Source organism: Pseudomonas sp. PDM10 (assembly GCF_014852295.1).
Classification (GTDB): domain Bacteria; phylum Pseudomonadota; class Gammaproteobacteria; order Pseudomonadales; family Pseudomonadaceae; genus Aquipseudomonas.
The window spans coordinates 36302-51965 of record NZ_JACVBJ010000003.1 but is presented as its reverse complement, the minus strand read 5'-3'; the positions used below and the strand labels follow the sequence as shown (position 1 = coordinate 51965).

The window sequence follows — 15664 nt, the reverse complement described above, 5'->3', positions numbered from 1 at the left end:
AGAGAGTCGCAGGAATGAAGCTGTTCCCCTCCCGTTATCTGCTCCTTGTCGCATTTTCGTTGCTACTGGGCGCTTGTCAAAGCACGCCACCGGCGGCCCCCGAGGCTACCGGTACACGGGCCACGGCCATCGCACAGCTGCAACAAAGCCTGGCCAGCGGCGAACTGGCGACTGCCGAAGATCAACTGGCTGCCTTGCAGGCCGAGTCGCCCAATGATCAATCCCTTGAGCAATACCAGCGGCAACTGGCCGAAGCCTATCTGCGCCGCAGCCAGATCGTGCTGCAAAAAGGCGATGTGAATGCCGCTGCCACTGCGCTGAGCCGCGCCCGGTCGTTGATGCCCAAGGCTCCGGCGCTGACCGGTGGGGTCAACAACGCCATCGTTGATGCCCGCAAAGCTGAACTGGATAGAGCCGAAGCGGCGCTCATGGCTGCCGAAGCCAAGCCACAGGCCAAAGTCATCGATCCGACGGCTGAAAGCACCACAGTTGCGTTGAACCTGACTGATATGACCAAGCTTCGTCGCCAACTGGATGCGATCGCCGCCGATGTGGTGAATTACCAGTGCGACGTGAGCATTCAGGCGCCACGCACCCAGGACTTCCCTTGGTTGACCACGTTGCTGACCAAACGCGTGAAGAAGCTCGATTCGGATTTTGACCTGAATCTGGAGAAGCAGATTCTGCGTAACGTTCCTGCGCAGATGGTTTTGAGTCCTCGCAAGCCTTAAAAGCATCGCGGGCAAGTCGGATCGCCGCACCGCATGCTCCTACAGGTTTTGAGTCGTTCACACCTGTAGGAGCATGGCTTGCCCGCGATGGCGTCCTCACTATTTACACAAAACCTTAAGCCGGAATCGCGTTGGCCTTAGGCTCCCTGTCCCACACCCGATGCTGCCCGATCGCGGCAAAAAACGGTTTGATCAAATTCGCACCCGCACTCACGATCAACCCCGCGTCAGCCTCGAGTTTCAACACATCCAGCAACTGTTTGGCCTCGCCCTGCAGCGCAATCGCCTTCAAGTGTTTGTACGCCTCCAGCACGTAATGCAGCGCCACGCCGTCAGTGCTCAACGCCTTGATCGATGCCGCGCCACCGGGCACAAACACCGCATCGAACGCCACCGAAGGCAAGCCTTCCATCGACGCATCGACCGGCAAGGCCTTGCCATCGGCCGTGGTCACAGGAGCAGACGTCGGGCCGAGCAGTTTGGCGTGCGCGCCTTCGGCCTTCAGTGCTTTCTTCATGGCATCAATCGCTGCGCCATCGACGCCATTGGCTGCCAGGATTGCCACTTTGCGGGTTTTGATATCCGCCGGCAGCAAGTTGGCCTGACTCAGCGCGGGCGAGCGATCCAGTGAGGTTTTGCGTACGTCGACCGTCCCGGCTTTGGGCACTGGCAACCCCAGGTTCTGCGCCACGCGCTTGGCCAGTTCCAGATCGATGTTGGCCAGAATCTCATTCACCTGGCGTGCGCGGATGAACGCCCGCTCAACCTTGCCCAATTCAAAGCTGTAAGCCGAGATGATGTGCTCCTGCTCGTGCTTGCTCATGCTGTGGAAAAACAGCCGCGCCTGGGAAAAGTGGTCGCTGAAGGATTCGCTGCGCTGACGGATCTTGTTGGCGTCGATGCGTTCTGGATAACTTTCAAAGCCACCATCCTGGGCTGCCGACGGCGTTTCTTTCGGCCAGCCGCTATCAATGGAGTTCGGCTCGTAGGACGCGCGGCCCTTGTCGAGGGTGGTGCGATGCAGCGCATCCCGTTGACCATTGTGGAACGGTGCCAACGGGCGGTTGATCGGGATCTCGTGAAAGTTCGGCCCGCCGAGTCGGCTGATTTGCGTATCGGTGTAGGAAAACAGCCGGCCTTGCAGCAATGGATCGTTGGAAAAATCGATCCCCGGCACGATATGCCCAGGGCAGAAGGCGACCTGTTCGGTTTCGGCGAAGAAGTTGTCGGGGTTACGGTTGAGGGTCATTTTGCCCAGCGGGGTGATCGGCACCAGTTCTTCCGGGATCAGCTTGGTCGGGTCAAGGATGTCGAAGTCGAATGTATGTTCGTTCTCCTCCTCGATGATCTGTACGCCCAGTTCCCATTCCGGGTAGTCGCCCATCTCGATCGACTCCCAGAGATCGCGGCGGTGGTAATCCGTGTCTTTACCGGCGAGTTTTTGCGCTTCATCCCACACCAGCGAACAGGTCCCGGCCGTGGGGCGCCAGTGGAATTTGACGAAGCGCGATTTACCTTCGGCATTGATCAGGCGGAAGGTGTGCACGCCGAAGCCTTGCATGCTGCGCAGGCTTTTCGGGATCGCCCGGTCGGACATGGTCCAGATCACCATGTGCGCCGACTCCGGTACCAGAGAGACAAAATCCCAAAAGGTATCGTGAGCTGAACCGCCGGTGGGTATCTCATTGTGCGGCTCGGGTTTTACCGCGTGCACGAAGTCAGGAAACTTGATCGCATCCTGAATGAAAAACACCGGCATGTTGTTGCCCACCAGGTCGAAGTTGCCTTCGTCGGTGAAAAACTTCACCGCGAAACCTCGCACATCCCGCACGGTATCGCCCGACCCACGAGGGCCTTGCACCGTGGAGAAACGGACGAAGACCGGGGTTTTTTGGCTGGGGTCTTGTAGGAACCCGGCCTTGGTCAGCACGGAATGGGTTTCATAACTCTGGAAGTAGCCGTGTGCGCCGGTGCCGCGGGCATGGACGATCCGCTCGGGAATGCGTTCATGGTCAAAATGCGTGATTTTTTCACGCATGATGAAATCTTCCAGCAACGATGGCCCGCGGGCGCCGGCCTTCAACGTGTTCTGGTTGTCCGAGACTTTCACGCCCTGGTTGGTGCGCAGGGCCTGTTCAGTGGCGTCGGAGCGAAACTGCTCCAGGCTGTCGAGCTTGGCATTGGTGTTCCCGCGGTCCGGGGTATCGGTCCCGGCCAGTGCGCTTTTGGTTGCGGCAGGTTTCTTAGTACTCATCAGACAAAACTCCTCGTTGCGACTCCCGCCGTAGCCAGGACTCTTGAGCAATACCCCAGGCACGGACCGGGGGCGTTTCGAGTTGCCTAATTAGTGACTGACGACGTTTTGCGCCGTTCCTTTTTTCTAACCTTTGATCGCGTTATTGCCAAATGGAAGGTTGAATGCGGAATAAATGCTAATAACCTCTATACGGACAGGCTAAAATGCGCGCCCGGCTAACCGCTGATCCTTTTCCAACGCGCCCCACAAGGTTCGCTACGTGATCGAGTTTCAAAACGTCCACAAAACCTACCGCGTCGCCGGTAAGGATATTCCCGCCCTGCATCCGACCAATCTGACGATTGAGAACGGTCAGGTCTACGGCCTGATCGGCCATTCCGGTGCGGGAAAAAGTACCCTGCTGCGTCTGATCAATCGCCTGGAAGAGTCCAGTGGCGGCAAGATATTTGTCGACGGCGAAGAAGTTACCGCGCTTGACGCCAACAGCCTGCGGCGCTTCCGTCAGCAGGTCGGGATGATTTTCCAGCACTTCAACTTGCTGGCGTCCAAGACCGTGGCCGACAACGTCGCGCTGCCGCTGACCCTGGCCGGTGAACTGTCGCGCAGTGAGATTGACCGGCGTGTTGCCGAATTGCTGCAGCGGGTCGGCCTGTCCGACCACGCCAGGAAGTACCCGGCGCAGTTGTCCGGTGGCCAGAAGCAGCGTGTCGGCATTGCCCGCGCCCTGGCCACCAAGCCGAAAATCCTGTTGTGCGACGAAGCCACCAGCGCACTGGACCCGCAGACCACCGCGTCGGTCCTGCAATTGCTGGCCGAGATCAATCGCGAGCTGAAGTTGACTATCGTGTTGATCACCCACGAGATGGACGTGATCCGCCGGGTCTGCGACCAGGTTGCGGTGATGGACGCTGGCTTGATCGTCGAGCAAGGTTCGGTGGCCGAGGTGTTCCTGCATCCGAAGCACCCGACCACCAAACGCTTCGTGCAAGAAGATGAGCAGATCGACGAAAGCGAACAGCGCGACGACTTCGCTCACGTTCCAGGGCGCATCGTGCGTCTGACCTTCCAGGGCGAATCGACCTACGCACCGCTGCTGGGCACCGTCGCTCGCGAAACGGGCGTGGACTACAGCATCCTGGCCGGTCGTATCGACCGCATCAAAGATGTGCCCTACGGGCAGTTGACCCTGGCCGTTACCGGTGGCGACATGGAAGCGGCGTTCGCCCACTTCACTGCAGCTGACGTCCACATGGAGGTGCTGCGCTGATGGAATCGTACGACGCATTTATCGAAGCGACTAAAGAGTTCTTCAAAAACATCGATTGGGCGGAAATCGGCCTGGCCACCAGCGACACGATGCAGATGCTCGGTGGTTCGCTGCTGTTCACCATCCTGCTCGGCCTGCCGCTGGGGGTACTGCTGTTCCTGTGTAGCCCGCGCCAGTTGCTTGAAAACCGCGTGGCCTATGGGCTGATGTCGCTGATGGTGAACATTCTGCGCTCGCTGCCCTTCATCATCCTGCTGATCGTGATGATCCCGTTCACCGTGCTGATCACCGGCACTTCGCTCGGCGTCGCCGGTGCGATTCCGCCGCTGGTGGTGGGCGCCACGCCGTTTTTCGGGCGACTTGTGGAAACCGCTATGCGTGAGGTGGATCGCGGCATCATTGAAGCAACCCAGGCCATGGGCGCGACCACCAAGCAGATCATCCTCAACGCCTTGCTGCCAGAGGCCCGTCCGGGCATTTACGCGGCGATTACGGTGACGGCTATTACACTGGTGTCCTACACGGCGATGGCCGGTGTAGTCGGTGCCGGTGGGTTGGGCGACCTGGCGATCCGTTTCGGCTACCAGCGTTTCCAGACCGATGTGATGATCGTCACTGTGGTGCTGTTGCTGGTGCTGGTGCAGGTTCTGCAAATGGTTGGCGACAAGCTGGTCGTACACTTCTCCAGAAAATAAACAGTTCTCGTAAACAAGACATGAGCCGGCCATTCGCTGGCAGGCGCCAAACGGGCGCCCACAAGGAGTTAGCTGAATGAAAAAACTACTCGTAGCGCTCGCAGCCGTTGCAGCGTTCTCTGCTCAGGCCGATGAAACCCTGACCGTTGCGGCTACCCCGGTTCCGCACGCAGAAATCCTCGAATTCGTGAAACCGGCCCTGGCCAAAGAAGGCGTGGACCTGAAGGTCAAAGTCTTCACCGACTACATCCAGCCGAACGTGCAGGTTGCCGAGAAACGTCTGGACGCCAACTTCTTCCAGCACCAGCCGTACCTCGATGAATTCAACAAGGCCAAGGGCACCAACCTGGTGGCCGTTGCCGGTGTGCACCTGGAACCGCTGGGCGCTTACTCCAGCAAGTACAAAGCGCTGGCCGAGCTGCCAGGCGGCGCCAACGTGGTTATCCCGAATGACGCCACCAACGGCGGTCGTGCGCTGTTGCTGCTGGCGAAGGCTGGCCTGATCAAGTTGAAGGATTCGAACAACATCCTCGCGACCGTCAAGGACATCACCGAGAACACCAAGGACCTGAAATTCCGTGAACTGGAAGCCGCGACCATCCCGCGCGTGCTGACTCAGGTCGACCTGGCACTGATCAACACCAACTACGCGCTGGAAGCCAAGCTTGATCCGTCCAAGGACGCGCTGGTCATCGAAGGCAGCGACTCGCCTTACGTGAACATTCTCGTTGCCCGTCCAGACGACAAGGACAGCGAAGCGATGAAGAAGCTGATTGCAGCCCTGCACAGCCCGGAAGTGAAAGCCTTCATCCTCGAGAAGTACAAAGGCGCGGTATTGCCGGCGTTCTGATCTGACAAGCAATAAAAAAACGGGGACGCATTGATTGCGTCCCCGTTTTTTATGCCTGGAATACGGACCACTGTGGGAGCGAGCCTGCTCGCGATTGCGGTGGGTCAGTCAACTTAGAGGTCAGGTGTGATGGCCCCATCGCGAGCAGGCTCGCTCCCACAGGGTGTTGTGTTGGTTATTTACGGGTAAGCATCACCGGCAACTGCGCCACCAGTTTCACGTTGTTCAACGGCGCACGAATGAACCCACGCTGGGTCCCGTCCGGCCCGATCACCGCCAGGTTGCCGCTGTGGTCGACGGTGTAGTTCGGCTTGCTGGTGTCCGCCGGAATGAACGGAATGCTCACCGCATTGGCCAGTTTCTGAATGTCTTCAACCGACGACGCCGTCAGCCCCTGGAACTGCGGATCGAAGTAGCCCAGGTACTGCTTGAGCTGCTGGGGCGTATCGCGATTCGGGTCGACGCTGACCAGAATGATCTGCAACTTGGCCACAGCTTCTGGCGGCAGTTCGCTTTTGATCTGGCGCAGCTGGGCGAGGGTGGTCGGGCAGATGTCGGGGCAAAAGGTGTAGCCGAAAAATAGCAGCGACCATTTGTCTTTCAACTCGTTGATCGCCACTGGCTTGCCGTCCTGATCGGTCATTGTCACGGCCGGCAGGTTGCGGCTTTGCGGTAGCAGAATGATCCCGGCATCGATCAGGGCTGTCGGGTCGCCCTGGCCTTTGCCGGACAGCACTTTGTTAATGGTCAGGCCCAGGACCAGCGCGATCAGGGCGACGAGGATGAAGACGGTTTTCTGGGTTCGAGTCATAGGTTCAACAGTAAGTAGTGATCTACGAGCAGCGCGATAAACAGCAGGAACAAGTAGTAAATAGAGTACTTGAAGGTGTTGATCGCCGCGTGCGGCCGAGTGCCACGGTACAGCACCACGGCCCATTGCAGAAACCTCGCGCCAAGTCCCAGCGCGCAAATCAGGTAGAGCACACCGCTCATGTGGATCACGTACGGCATCAGGCTCACGGCCAGCAGCGCGAAGGTATAAAGCAGGATGTGGACCTTGGTGTAGTGCTCGCCATGGGTCACCGGCAGCATCGGAATGTCGGCCTTGGCGTATTCCTCTTTGCGGTGAATGGCCAGCGCCCAGAAGTGCGGCGGGGTCCAGGCGAAGATGATCAGCACCAGCAACAGGGGTTCGGCGCTGACATGCCCAGTGGCAGCGGTCCAGCCGAGCAGTGGCGGGGCGGCGCCGGCCAGTCCGCCGATGACGATGTTTTGCGGCGTCGCGCGTTTCAGGAAACCGGTGTAGACCACCGCATAGCCGAGCAGCGAGGCCAGGGTCAGCCAGGCCGTGAGCGGATTGGTGAAGATCAGCAGTACGGTTTGCCCAAGCACCGCCAATACCAAGGCAAACGTCAGCGCGGCCGCAGGCGACACTCGACCTTCGGCCAGGGGACGTTTGTGCGTGCGGGCCATGACCGCATCGATGCGCCGGTCCACGACATGGTTGACCGCCGCCGCACCGCCGGCACACAAGGCGATCCCCAGATTGCCGAACACCAGCACCGTCCACGGCACCCCGGCGCGGGTCGCGAGGAACATGCCGACCAGCGAGGTGATGAGCATCAGCACCACCACTTTCGGCTTGGTCAGCTCCAGGTAGTCACGCCAGATCGCCTGACTGTGACGTGCGCCGATCAGAGTCGCCATGGCATCTCTCCTTTTATTGTTATGGGCCCGGCTGAGTGTTTGCGCGGGCTGAACCGCCAGCGCGCAGGGGGTTGCTGCTTGACCCGAACCAGACTGGTTCGCGCGTGATAATTGACCAGCACCATCGTCAGCAACAGTGCCGCGCCGCCCGCGTTATGCGCGACGGCCACTGGCAGCGGCAGGTGAAACAGCACATTGCTGATGCCGAGGGTGATTTGCGCGGCGAGTGCGATCACCACCAGCCCGGCCAACCGCGTCATGCCGACGACTTTCAGTTGCCACGCCAGCCCGAGCAACACCAGCGTCACCAGCAATGCGCCGATGCGGTGAGTCAGATGAATCGCGGTGCGGGCATCGCTGTCCAGTTGCCCGCCGAGGTAATTGGGGCCGATGTGTTGAGTCAGGTGAAAACCGTTGGCGAAGTCCGCGGGCGGCAGCCATTGACCGTGACAGGTCGGGAAGTCGATACAGGCCACCGCCGCGTAGTTGGAACTGACCCAGCCACCCAAGGCAATTTGCAGGATCACCAGCAGCAACCCGGCGGTCGCCCAGTACTGCAAACGCCGTGGCACGGTCAGCGCTGGTAGTACGCCGGACAGGCGCAACGTCAGCAGAAACAACAGGCTCAACGTCGCAAAGCCGCCGAGCAAATGCCCGGTGACCACTTGTGGCCAGAGCTTGAGCGTCACCGTCCACATGCCGAATGCCGCTTGGGCAATCACCACTGCCAGCAAAAACAACGGTAACTTCACCGGCTGCCCCGGGTGACGACGATGAACCCAGGCGCGGCCGGCCAATACCGAGATCAGCAGCCCCAGCGTGCCAGCGAAGTAGCGGTGAACCATCTCGTTCCAGCCTTTATGGGCTTCGACGGGAGCGTCGGGAAAATGCAGTTCGGCATGGGCCAATTGAACTTCGCTTTTGGGCACGCTGATAAAGCCATAGCAACCCGGCCAGTCCGGGCAGCCGAGGCCGGCGTGAGTCAGGCGGGTGTAGGCGCCGAGCAACACCACAATCAGTGCCAGCAAGGTGGCAAACAGCGCGAGGCGAAATCCAGGTTTGGCCATGACGATGCCCTTATCCGATGTTCGACAGTTTCAGCAAATGGCGCAGGTCGTTGAGCAGATCCTTACCCTTCACCGTCGGGTCGTAGCGCAGCACCAGATTGCCATGCGGATCGATGATCCAAAGCTGCGGCACAGCCTGGTCGCCGGCAGTTTTATGGAAGTCGGTCAGGCTCAGTGGGTAGCGCTGTAATTGAGGATACTCGCGCGTCAGCTTGGCGTCGTATTCGCTGCTCAGCGGTTGCGCTACGGCCAAGGCATGACTGGCGCGCCCGGCATCACGGCCGAGGCCGATCTGGATCTGCCGCGCCAGGTACACCAGTTGCTGGCAGTCCACCGAACAATCCTTGGGCGCGGTCACCAGTATCTGCCAACGATCCTCCTGCGCCTGCACGCCGAGGTCGGCGCGGGTCTGGCCGTTGCCGATCAGTTCGCCGTGATAGCTGCGACCTTCCGGCACCCAGAACTGCAATTTGTACATGCCGGTGGCGAGGATCATCGGACCGATCACCCCAAGCAGGATCAGCAGCAACTGCAAACGACCCTTGCGCCGACTCGCCGGCGATTTCGCCTCAGACATGCTGGGTGGATTCATGGCCGCTCCCATGGTGTTTCTCCTTTGCGTTGTGCCAGCCGAGATAGAGATAGAGGCCGAACAGGGCGATCGACATGGCGAACCACTGCACGGCATAAGCCAGGTGTTTTTCCGGTCCCATGGCGACTACCGGCCAGTCAGCCTGATAAGTCGCGGGACCGCTTTCTGCGCGTAATTCGTAGGCAAAACCTTCGCGATCCAGTGCCGTCCAGAGCTTGGCGGGTTCAACTGCGGTAACCAGTTGTGGCCACGTGGCGGTATTCGGATCGGCGTGCAATTGGAAGGTGGCGCCGGGGGAGACGTAGACCCAGGCAACGAGACTCAAGGCTTGAGTCGGTGTGGTGAATTGCGGTGGGGTGCGGCGATCCGGCCATGGCAGCCAGCCGCGATTGACCAGCAGCCAGAGCCCGGTCGCCTGATCCTGAAACGGTTGCAGCAGCTCGACGCCTACCTTGCCGCCACGCTGACGGTTATCCAGCAACAGGCTGTGGGCGGTATCGAACTGGCCGTGCAGGTGAACCCGGCGAAAGGCCGGATCTGCGCTGTGTTGCAGCTCGGTGCTGGCCATCGGTTCAGCGGCACGGCGCTCGGTGTAGCTTTGCAGCAGCGCGCTTTTCTCTGCGCCCCGGCTCAATTGCCAGAACCCGAGTGACACCAGCATGGGCAACAACACCGCGACCACCAGGGTCGGCACGATGCCCGGCCGGAAACGCTTCATGGCGTCGCCAGAAAGTCGGTAGTCGCGATAGCTATACTCAAGTGCATCGCCTTTCCCCCGGAGTTTCACCATGCTCAAAGCAGCCATCGTCCTGATGCTGATTGCCACGGTTGTCAGCCTGTTCAGCGGCCTGTTTTTTTTGGTCAAGGACGACAGCAGCTCGAACCGCCTCGTCATTGCCTTGAGTGTTCGTGTTGCGCTGGCCGCCATTACCGTCGGCTTGATTGCCTGGGGTTTTTTCAGCGGCCAGTTGGTATCGCACGTACCTTGGTAAGCCTCAGAGCACGTAGACGAAAACGAACAGACCGATCCACACAACGTCCACGAAGTGCCAGTACCAACTCGCCGCTTCAAACGCGAACTGATGATCGGCGTCGAAGTGCCCGCGCATGATCCGCATCAACATCACAAACAGGATGATGGTGCCGATGGTCACGTGGGCGCCGTGGAAGCCGGTGAGCATGAAGAAGGTTGCGCCGTAGATGCCCGAACCGAGCGTCAGGCCCAGTTCGTGGTAGGCGTGCATGTATTCTTCGGCCTGAAAACCAAGGAACGCGCAGCCCAGTAACACGGTGAGCGCCAGCCAGATTTTCAGCGCGCCGCGATGGCCCTTTTTCAAGGCGTGGTGAGCGATGGTCACGGTGACGCTGGAACTCACCAACAACACTGTGTTGAGCAGCGGCAGGCCCCAAGGGCTGATGACTTCCTTGGGTGGCGGAAAGAGTTTCGGGTCAGGGGTATGCAGCAATGGCCAGGCGAACTGGAAGTTCGGCCAGAGCATGTGCGCGATGCCTTTGACCCCTTCACCCCCGAGCGCCGGGCCGGAAATGTTTCTCACATAAAACAGCGCGCCGAAGAACGCGATGAAGAACATCACCTCCGAGAAGATGAACCAGCTCATGCCCCAGCGGAACGAGCGATCCATCTGTGCGCTGTACAAACCCTGGCGGCTTTCCTTGATCACCGTACCGAACCAGCCGAACAGCATGTAGGCCAGCAGCAGGCCACCGACGAAAAAGATCAGCGGGCCGTGGGACTCCGGCCGCGCCGCCTTCAGGTCGTTGAACCAGGTGGCCAGGCCGAACACGGTGACGAACATTCCGACCGTGGCAATGATCGGCCATTTGCTCTGTGCCGGAACGTAATAATGTTCATGAGTTGCCATTTATTGTTCTCCTTATCGGGCACGCTTTAACGCCTAGCCACCGGTGTTTGCAGCAACAGCCGCGGGTGGATGACGTGCGGTGATATCGAACAGCGTGTAGGAAAGCGTCAGGTGCTTCACATCCTTGGGCATGTCACGGTCAACGATGAAACGTACCGGCATCTCGATCCGTTGACCGGGCTGCAGCACTTGCTGGGTAAAGCAGAAACATTCGGTCTTGTGGAAGTACGCCGCCGCGGCGCTGGGCGCGATGCTCGGAACTGCTTGCGCGCTCATCGGTTTGTCGGTCGGGTTATGGGCGATGAAAATCATCTCGTTCACCGCCCCCGGATTAGCCGTCAGCTCATCGCCCTTGGGGTAGAAATCCCAGGACATGTCGGCGGAATTGGTCGACAGAAACTGCACGCGAACCTGCCGCGAGGTGTCGACCGTTTGTTCGCCCTCATACTGCCCGCCGGTCTTGCCGTTGATGCCGAACGCCTTGCACATCACGTCGTAGATCGGCACCAGGGCAAACCCGAAGACAAACATCGCCACCACCACCAGCAACAGGCGCGTGACCAGCTTCTTCAAAGAAATAGAGTCAGCCATGATCCCCTACCTCCGCCGAGAACTCTGTGGCGAGGGGATTTATCCCCGTTCGGCTGCGAAGCAGTCGTAAAACCGAACCATGGGTTATGCCTGATACACCGCGGCCACAGGTTTTGGGGCCGCTTCGCGGCCCAACGGGGATAAATCCCCTCGCCACAAAGGCTTGGCCAGTTCTCACCAAGGGTAAGGCGTTCATTTCACTTCCGGCGGCGTGGTGAAGGTGTGATACGGCGCCGGTGACGGAACGCTCCATTCCAGGCCTTCGGCCCCATCCCACGGTTTGGCCGGTGCGGGTGGGCCACCACGGATGGTCTTGATCACGATGAACAGGAAGAAGATCTGCGTGGCGCCGAACATGAACGCACCGATTGACGACACCATGTTGAAGTCGGCGAATTGCAGGTTGTAGTCGGGAATCCGCCGCGGCATGCCCGCCAGCCCCACGAAGTGCATCGGGAAGAACGCCATGTTCATGCCGATGAACGAGAGCCAGAAGTGCAGCTTGCCGAGGGTTTCGTCGTACATGTGGCCAGTCCATTTCGGCAGCCAGAAGTAGGCCGACGCGAAGATCCCGAAGATCGCCCCCGGTACCAGTACATAGTGGAAGTGCGCGACCACAAAGTAGGTGTCCTGGTACTGGAAGTCCGCCGGGGCGATGGCCAGCATCAACCCGGAGAAACCGCCGATGGAAAACAGGATCACGAACGCCACCGCAAACAGCATCGGTGTCTCGAAGGTCAGCGAGCCTTGCCACATGGTACTGGCCCAGTTGAACACCTTGACCCCGGTCGGCACCGCGATCAGCAGCGTGGCGTACATGAAGAACAACTCGCCCACCAACGGAATGCCGACCACGAACATGTGGTGCGCCCAGACGATGAACGACAGGAACGCGATACTCGCCGTCGCATAGACCATCGAGGTGTAGCCGAACAGCGGCTTGCGTGAGAAGGCCGGAATGATCGAGCTGACAGCACCGAAGGCCGGCAGGATCATGATGTACACCTCGGGGTGACCGAAGAACCAGAACACGTGCTGGAACAACACCGGGTCACCGCCGCCGGCGGCACTGAAGAAACTGGTGCCGAAGTGGATGTCCATCAGCATCATCGTCACGCAACCGGCCAGTACCGGCATCACCGCGATCAGCAGGAACGCGGTAATCAGCCAGGTCCAGACGAACAGCGGCATTTTCATCAACGTCATGCCGGGGGCGCGCAGGTTGAGAATGGTGGCGATCACGTTGATCGCGCCCATGATCGAACTGATCCCCATCAAGTGGATGGCGAAGATAAAGAAGGTCACGCTTTCCGGTGCGTAGGTCGTCGACAGCGGGGCGTAGAACGTCCAGCCGAAGTTCGGTCCACCGCCGGGGGTGAACAGGGTCGATACCAGCAGGATGAACGCCGCCGGCAATAGCCAGAAGCTGAAGTTGTTCATCCGTGGCAGGGCCATGTCCGGCGCGCCGATCATCAACGGGATCATCCAGTTGGCGAGGCCGACAAAGGCCGGCATCACCGCACCGAAGACCATCACCAGACCGTGCATGGTGGTCATCTGGTTGAAGAACTCCGGCTGGACGATTTGCAGGCCCGGCTGGAACAACTCGGCACGAATCACCATCGCGAACGAGCCGCCGAGCAAGAACATGGAGAACGCGAACCACAGGTACAGCGTGCCGATATCCTTGTGGTTGGTGGTCAGCACCCAGCGCATCAGGCCTTTGGCGGGGCCGTGGGCGTGGGCGGTGCCGGTATGAACATGGTCATCGACGACAGCAGTCATGTCCTGTCTCCTGCAAACAGATGGGCTGGGCAGGCCGGGGCGCGATGCCCCGACTGATTCCTTACGTGCGCAATAGACCGGGTCATTTGCTTTCCGCCTGTTTCAGCTCCAGCACTTCTTTAGGCGTGACCATGTCGCCTTTGTTGTTGCCCCAGGCGTTACGTTCGTAGGTCACGACTGCCGCGATGTCGACTTCCGAAAGCTGCTTGCCGAACGCCGCCATCGCGGTGCCAGGCTTGCCGTGGAAGACAAGACTCAGGTGGCCTTCTTTGGGGCCGGTAGCGATTTTCGAGCCCTTGAGCGCCGGGAACATCGGCGGCAGGCCCTGACCTTCGGCCTGGTGACAGGCGACGCAGGTGGTGTGATAGATCTTGTCGCCGCGCTCTTTGAGCTCGTCGAGGGTCCATTCCTTGCTGGTCAGCTCTTTAAGCTGCATGGCTTCGGCTTTACGTTCGGCCAGCCATTTTTCGTAATCGGCCTTTTCCTTGACCTCGACTACGATCGGCATGAAGCCGTGATCCTTGCCGCACAATTCGGCGCATTGACCGCGGTAGATGCCGGGCTTGTCGACGCGGGTCCAGGCTTCGTTGACGAACCCCGGAATCGCATCGCGCTTGACCGCAAAGGCCGGCACCCACCAGGAGTGGATGACGTCGGCGGAAGTCACCAGGAAGCGCACCTTGGCGCCGATCGGCAGCACCAAAGGCTTATCGACCTCAAGCAAGTAGTGCTCGCTCTTGGCTTCCTTGTTGTGGATCTGATCGGCGGGCGTGGTCAGGTTGCTGAAGAACTCAACGTCCTGGCCCAGGTATTTGTAGTGCCACTTCCACTGATAGCCGGTGACCTGGATATCGATATCCGGCTCACTGGCGTCGTACATTTTGATCAGGGTTGCGGTCGCGGGAACCGCCATGGCCACCAGGATCAGGAAGGGCACGATGGTCCAGAGGATTTCAACGGTGGTGCTTTCATGAAATTTTGCGGCCACCTGCCCGGTCGAGCGGCGGTGGAGGATCATCGACCAGAACATGGCGCCGAAGACGATGATGCCGATCACTACACAGATCCAGAAAATGGTCATGTGCAGGTCAAATACTGCGTGACTGATTTCAGTCGCTCCAGGCGCCATATTCACAGTCCAGGCCGCTTGTGCCTGACTGAAAATCGACCACAACAGGAGGCCCATCCAGACGTGTGGATGTCGCATCATTGCGGGTTCCCCTTATCGTTCTTTTTATCCCGCCGGCTTTCACCTGCGGCAAGGGAGCGGCTTTTTCAGACTACGAACTTGAATCGCCGAGCCTTGCTGCGTGTGCAGTCGGGTGTCATCAGCTAACTCCATTCCCACCCGAGTATAGACAGCGACTGCCACCTCGCAACGTGATGGCGTAAATGATCTGAAACAGCTGGGACTTGCGTTCCAGGGCACGAATGGAGAAGGATGCAGACGAGTGGTGGCAAATCGATATAACTTTGATGTCTCAAGGATGAAATAATTATGACAAATGCGTCTTAGCATTTTTCGTATGCCAGCTAAGTTATGTCTTCCCTATTTCATTGCCTTTGTTTCCTGGAGTTTTCATGAACACCGCCGCATTGCGCGAGCAGATCCAAAAAGCCCAACAACACGAAGCCGAAACCGGCCTGCTGACTCGTCAGCTGGAAACCCAACTGCCACACCTTCACTCCGCCATCCAATTGCCGGATGTCGACGCCAACGGCGTGATGACGCGTTTTGTGGCCGCGTATATAGAGCAAGTGCCGGACCTGCTGGATGCAGCCAATGAAGTCGCCAGGGAAGCGGGTATCGAATCACAGATCACACCGGTGCTGAAAATCGCCGTGCAGTTCTTCCTTCAGCCGCCGGCGATCATGGCCGGTCACGTTGGTCTGGACAGCCTGCTGGACGAAGCCTATCTGGCGCATCGCCTGGTCGAAGAGGTCAATGACCTGTACATCAAGCATTTTGGCCAGCCACTGATCCCCTTGGACATGACTGTTGCCAACCTGATTGCCCACCAACTGATCGGCGAGGAGTTCGCCAATCAACTGGATGAGGCGGTGCATCACGCCGTGGACGAGATGCTCAACGAAGACAGTTTCGCGCTGGAATCGGTGGAAGCCTACCGCGAGAAACTCAACAGCCCGGACACCGGCGCTGCATGGAAGCGCTGGCCGTGCCTGTCGCGCCAACTGGGCGTCGGCCTGGAGCTGGATCAGCCAGCGGCTTGATCCATTG

The 15664-nt window shown here is 59.4% G+C and carries 16 protein-coding genes; 6 read left to right on the top strand and 10 right to left on the bottom strand.

What is annotated here, in order from left to right:
- Positions 1–14 precede the first annotated feature (14 nt).
- The gene (locus IB252_RS11340; protein ID WP_111448128.1) at positions 15–731 is read left to right on the top strand and encodes a PA5502 family lipoprotein; all 717 of its coding nucleotides are present in this window, start codon (positions 15–17) and stop codon (positions 729–731) included.
- Positions 732–846: 115 nt separating this feature from the next.
- Here the strand turns inward: IB252_RS11340 and katE are convergent, their stop codons facing one another.
- Entirely contained in the window at positions 847–2985 is a 2139-nt protein-coding gene (katE, locus tag IB252_RS11335) for a catalase HPII (RefSeq protein ID WP_192408691.1), read from the bottom strand.
- A 262-nt stretch (positions 2986–3247) separates the two neighbouring features.
- On the opposite strand from katE, the gene IB252_RS11330 reads away from it, so the two are divergent.
- The 3 genes from IB252_RS11330 (at position 3248) to IB252_RS11320 (ending at position 5800) form a co-directional block, all read left to right on the top strand.
- Entirely contained in the window at positions 3248–4255 is a 1008-nt protein-coding gene (locus IB252_RS11330) for a methionine ABC transporter ATP-binding protein (protein ID WP_192408688.1), read from the top strand.
- Positions 4255–4950: a methionine ABC transporter permease gene (locus IB252_RS11325; protein WP_192408686.1), complete on the top strand. Its 696-nt coding sequence runs from the start codon at positions 4255–4257 to the stop codon at positions 4948–4950. The genes IB252_RS11330 and IB252_RS11325 overlap by 1 nt, the downstream gene beginning before the upstream one ends.
- Before the next feature lie 76 nt (positions 4951–5026).
- Positions 5027–5800, top strand: a complete 774-nt coding sequence (locus IB252_RS11320; RefSeq protein ID WP_192408684.1) for a MetQ/NlpA family ABC transporter substrate-binding protein — start codon at positions 5027–5029, stop codon at positions 5798–5800.
- A 175-nt stretch (positions 5801–5975) separates the two neighbouring features.
- Here IB252_RS11320 and IB252_RS11315 read toward each other — a convergent pair whose 3' ends face one another.
- From IB252_RS11315 to IB252_RS11295, 5 genes are read right to left on the bottom strand one after another with little or no spacing between them, the layout of a single operon-like run.
- Positions 5976–6611 carry an SCO family protein gene (locus IB252_RS11315; RefSeq protein WP_111448124.1) on the bottom strand — a complete coding sequence of 212 codons (636 nt, stop codon included), beginning with the start codon at positions 6609–6611 and terminating at the stop codon, positions 5976–5978.
- Positions 6608–7507, bottom strand: coding sequence for a heme o synthase (cyoE, locus tag IB252_RS11310; RefSeq protein ID WP_192408682.1), 900 nt, complete (start codon positions 7505–7507; stop codon positions 6608–6610). The genes IB252_RS11315 and cyoE overlap by 4 nt, the downstream gene beginning before the upstream one ends.
- Positions 7495–8574: a COX15/CtaA family protein gene (locus IB252_RS11305; RefSeq protein WP_192408680.1), complete on the bottom strand. Its 1080-nt coding sequence runs from the start codon at positions 8572–8574 to the stop codon at positions 7495–7497. Before IB252_RS11305 ends, cyoE begins: the two co-directional genes overlap by 13 nt.
- A gap of 10 nt (positions 8575–8584) precedes the next feature.
- Complete coding sequence (locus tag IB252_RS11300) at positions 8585–9178, bottom strand: hypothetical protein (RefSeq protein WP_134098241.1); 594 nt, start codon at positions 9176–9178, stop codon at positions 8585–8587.
- Positions 9144–9884: an SURF1 family protein gene (locus tag IB252_RS11295; RefSeq protein ID WP_192408678.1), complete on the bottom strand. Its 741-nt coding sequence runs from the start codon at positions 9882–9884 to the stop codon at positions 9144–9146. The genes IB252_RS11300 and IB252_RS11295 overlap by 35 nt, the downstream gene beginning before the upstream one ends.
- A gap of 70 nt (positions 9885–9954) precedes the next feature.
- Between IB252_RS11295 and IB252_RS11290 the strand changes: the two genes are divergently transcribed.
- Positions 9955–10158, top strand: a complete 204-nt coding sequence (locus IB252_RS11290) for a twin transmembrane helix small protein (protein WP_008152470.1) — start codon at positions 9955–9957, stop codon at positions 10156–10158.
- Between the two features lie 3 nt (positions 10159–10161).
- Here IB252_RS11290 and IB252_RS11285 read toward each other — a convergent pair whose 3' ends face one another.
- The 4 genes from IB252_RS11285 to coxB all read right to left on the bottom strand — a co-directional run bounded on the left by IB252_RS11285 (position 10162) and on the right by coxB (position 14635).
- Positions 10162–11049 (bottom strand): cytochrome c oxidase subunit 3, encoded by an 888-nt coding sequence (locus IB252_RS11285; RefSeq protein WP_008152473.1) that lies wholly within the window; start codon positions 11047–11049, stop codon positions 10162–10164.
- A gap of 33 nt (positions 11050–11082) precedes the next feature.
- Positions 11083–11640, bottom strand: a complete 558-nt coding sequence (locus tag IB252_RS11280) for a cytochrome c oxidase assembly protein (RefSeq protein ID WP_192408676.1) — start codon at positions 11638–11640, stop codon at positions 11083–11085.
- A 192-nt stretch (positions 11641–11832) separates the two neighbouring features.
- Positions 11833–13425, bottom strand: a complete 1593-nt coding sequence (gene ctaD, locus IB252_RS11275; protein ID WP_111448119.1) for a cytochrome c oxidase subunit I — start codon at positions 13423–13425, stop codon at positions 11833–11835.
- Positions 13426–13507: 82 nt separating this feature from the next.
- Positions 13508–14635: a cytochrome c oxidase subunit II gene (gene coxB, locus IB252_RS11270; protein WP_111448118.1), complete on the bottom strand. Its 1128-nt coding sequence runs from the start codon at positions 14633–14635 to the stop codon at positions 13508–13510.
- A gap of 371 nt (positions 14636–15006) precedes the next feature.
- Here coxB and IB252_RS11265 point away from each other — a divergent pair, with 371 nt between their 5' ends.
- On the top strand, positions 15007–15657 hold the full coding sequence (locus IB252_RS11265; protein ID WP_111448117.1) for a hypothetical protein: 651 nt from the start codon (positions 15007–15009) through the stop codon (positions 15655–15657).
- Positions 15658–15664: the final 7 nt, after the last annotated feature.

What these genes read in the sequence shown, in the direction of transcription:
- IB252_RS11340 (WP_111448128.1), top strand. Translation starts at nt 15, where the DNA reads ATGAAGCTGTTCCCCTCCCGTTATCTGCTCCTTGTCGCATTTTCGTTG.
- katE (WP_192408691.1), bottom strand. Translation starts at nt 2,985, where the DNA reads ATGAGTACTAAGAAACCTGCCGCAACCAAAAGCGCACTGGCCGGGACC.
- IB252_RS11325 (WP_192408686.1), top strand. Translation starts at nt 4,255, where the DNA reads ATGGAATCGTACGACGCATTTATCGAAGCGACTAAAGAGTTCTTCAAA.
- IB252_RS11320 (WP_192408684.1), top strand. Translation starts at nt 5,027, where the DNA reads ATGAAAAAACTACTCGTAGCGCTCGCAGCCGTTGCAGCGTTCTCTGCT.
- IB252_RS11315 (WP_111448124.1), bottom strand. Translation starts at nt 6,611, where the DNA reads ATGACTCGAACCCAGAAAACCGTCTTCATCCTCGTCGCCCTGATCGCG.
- cyoE (WP_192408682.1), bottom strand. Translation starts at nt 7,507, where the DNA reads ATGGCGACTCTGATCGGCGCACGTCACAGTCAGGCGATCTGGCGTGAC.
- IB252_RS11305 (WP_192408680.1), bottom strand. Translation starts at nt 8,574, where the DNA reads ATGGCCAAACCTGGATTTCGCCTCGCGCTGTTTGCCACCTTGCTGGCA.
- IB252_RS11300 (WP_134098241.1), bottom strand. Translation starts at nt 9,178, where the DNA reads ATGGGAGCGGCCATGAATCCACCCAGCATGTCTGAGGCGAAATCGCCG.
- IB252_RS11295 (WP_192408678.1), bottom strand. Translation starts at nt 9,884, where the DNA reads ATGAAGCGTTTCCGGCCGGGCATCGTGCCGACCCTGGTGGTCGCGGTG.
- IB252_RS11290 (WP_008152470.1), top strand. Translation starts at nt 9,955, where the DNA reads ATGCTCAAAGCAGCCATCGTCCTGATGCTGATTGCCACGGTTGTCAGC.
- IB252_RS11285 (WP_008152473.1), bottom strand. Translation starts at nt 11,049, where the DNA reads ATGGCAACTCATGAACATTATTACGTTCCGGCACAGAGCAAATGGCCG.
- IB252_RS11280 (WP_192408676.1), bottom strand. Translation starts at nt 11,640, where the DNA reads ATGGCTGACTCTATTTCTTTGAAGAAGCTGGTCACGCGCCTGTTGCTG.
- ctaD (WP_111448119.1), bottom strand. Translation starts at nt 13,425, where the DNA reads ATGACTGCTGTCGTCGATGACCATGTTCATACCGGCACCGCCCACGCC.
- coxB (WP_111448118.1), bottom strand. Translation starts at nt 14,635, where the DNA reads ATGATGCGACATCCACACGTCTGGATGGGCCTCCTGTTGTGGTCGATT.
- IB252_RS11265 (WP_111448117.1), top strand. Translation starts at nt 15,007, where the DNA reads ATGAACACCGCCGCATTGCGCGAGCAGATCCAAAAAGCCCAACAACAC.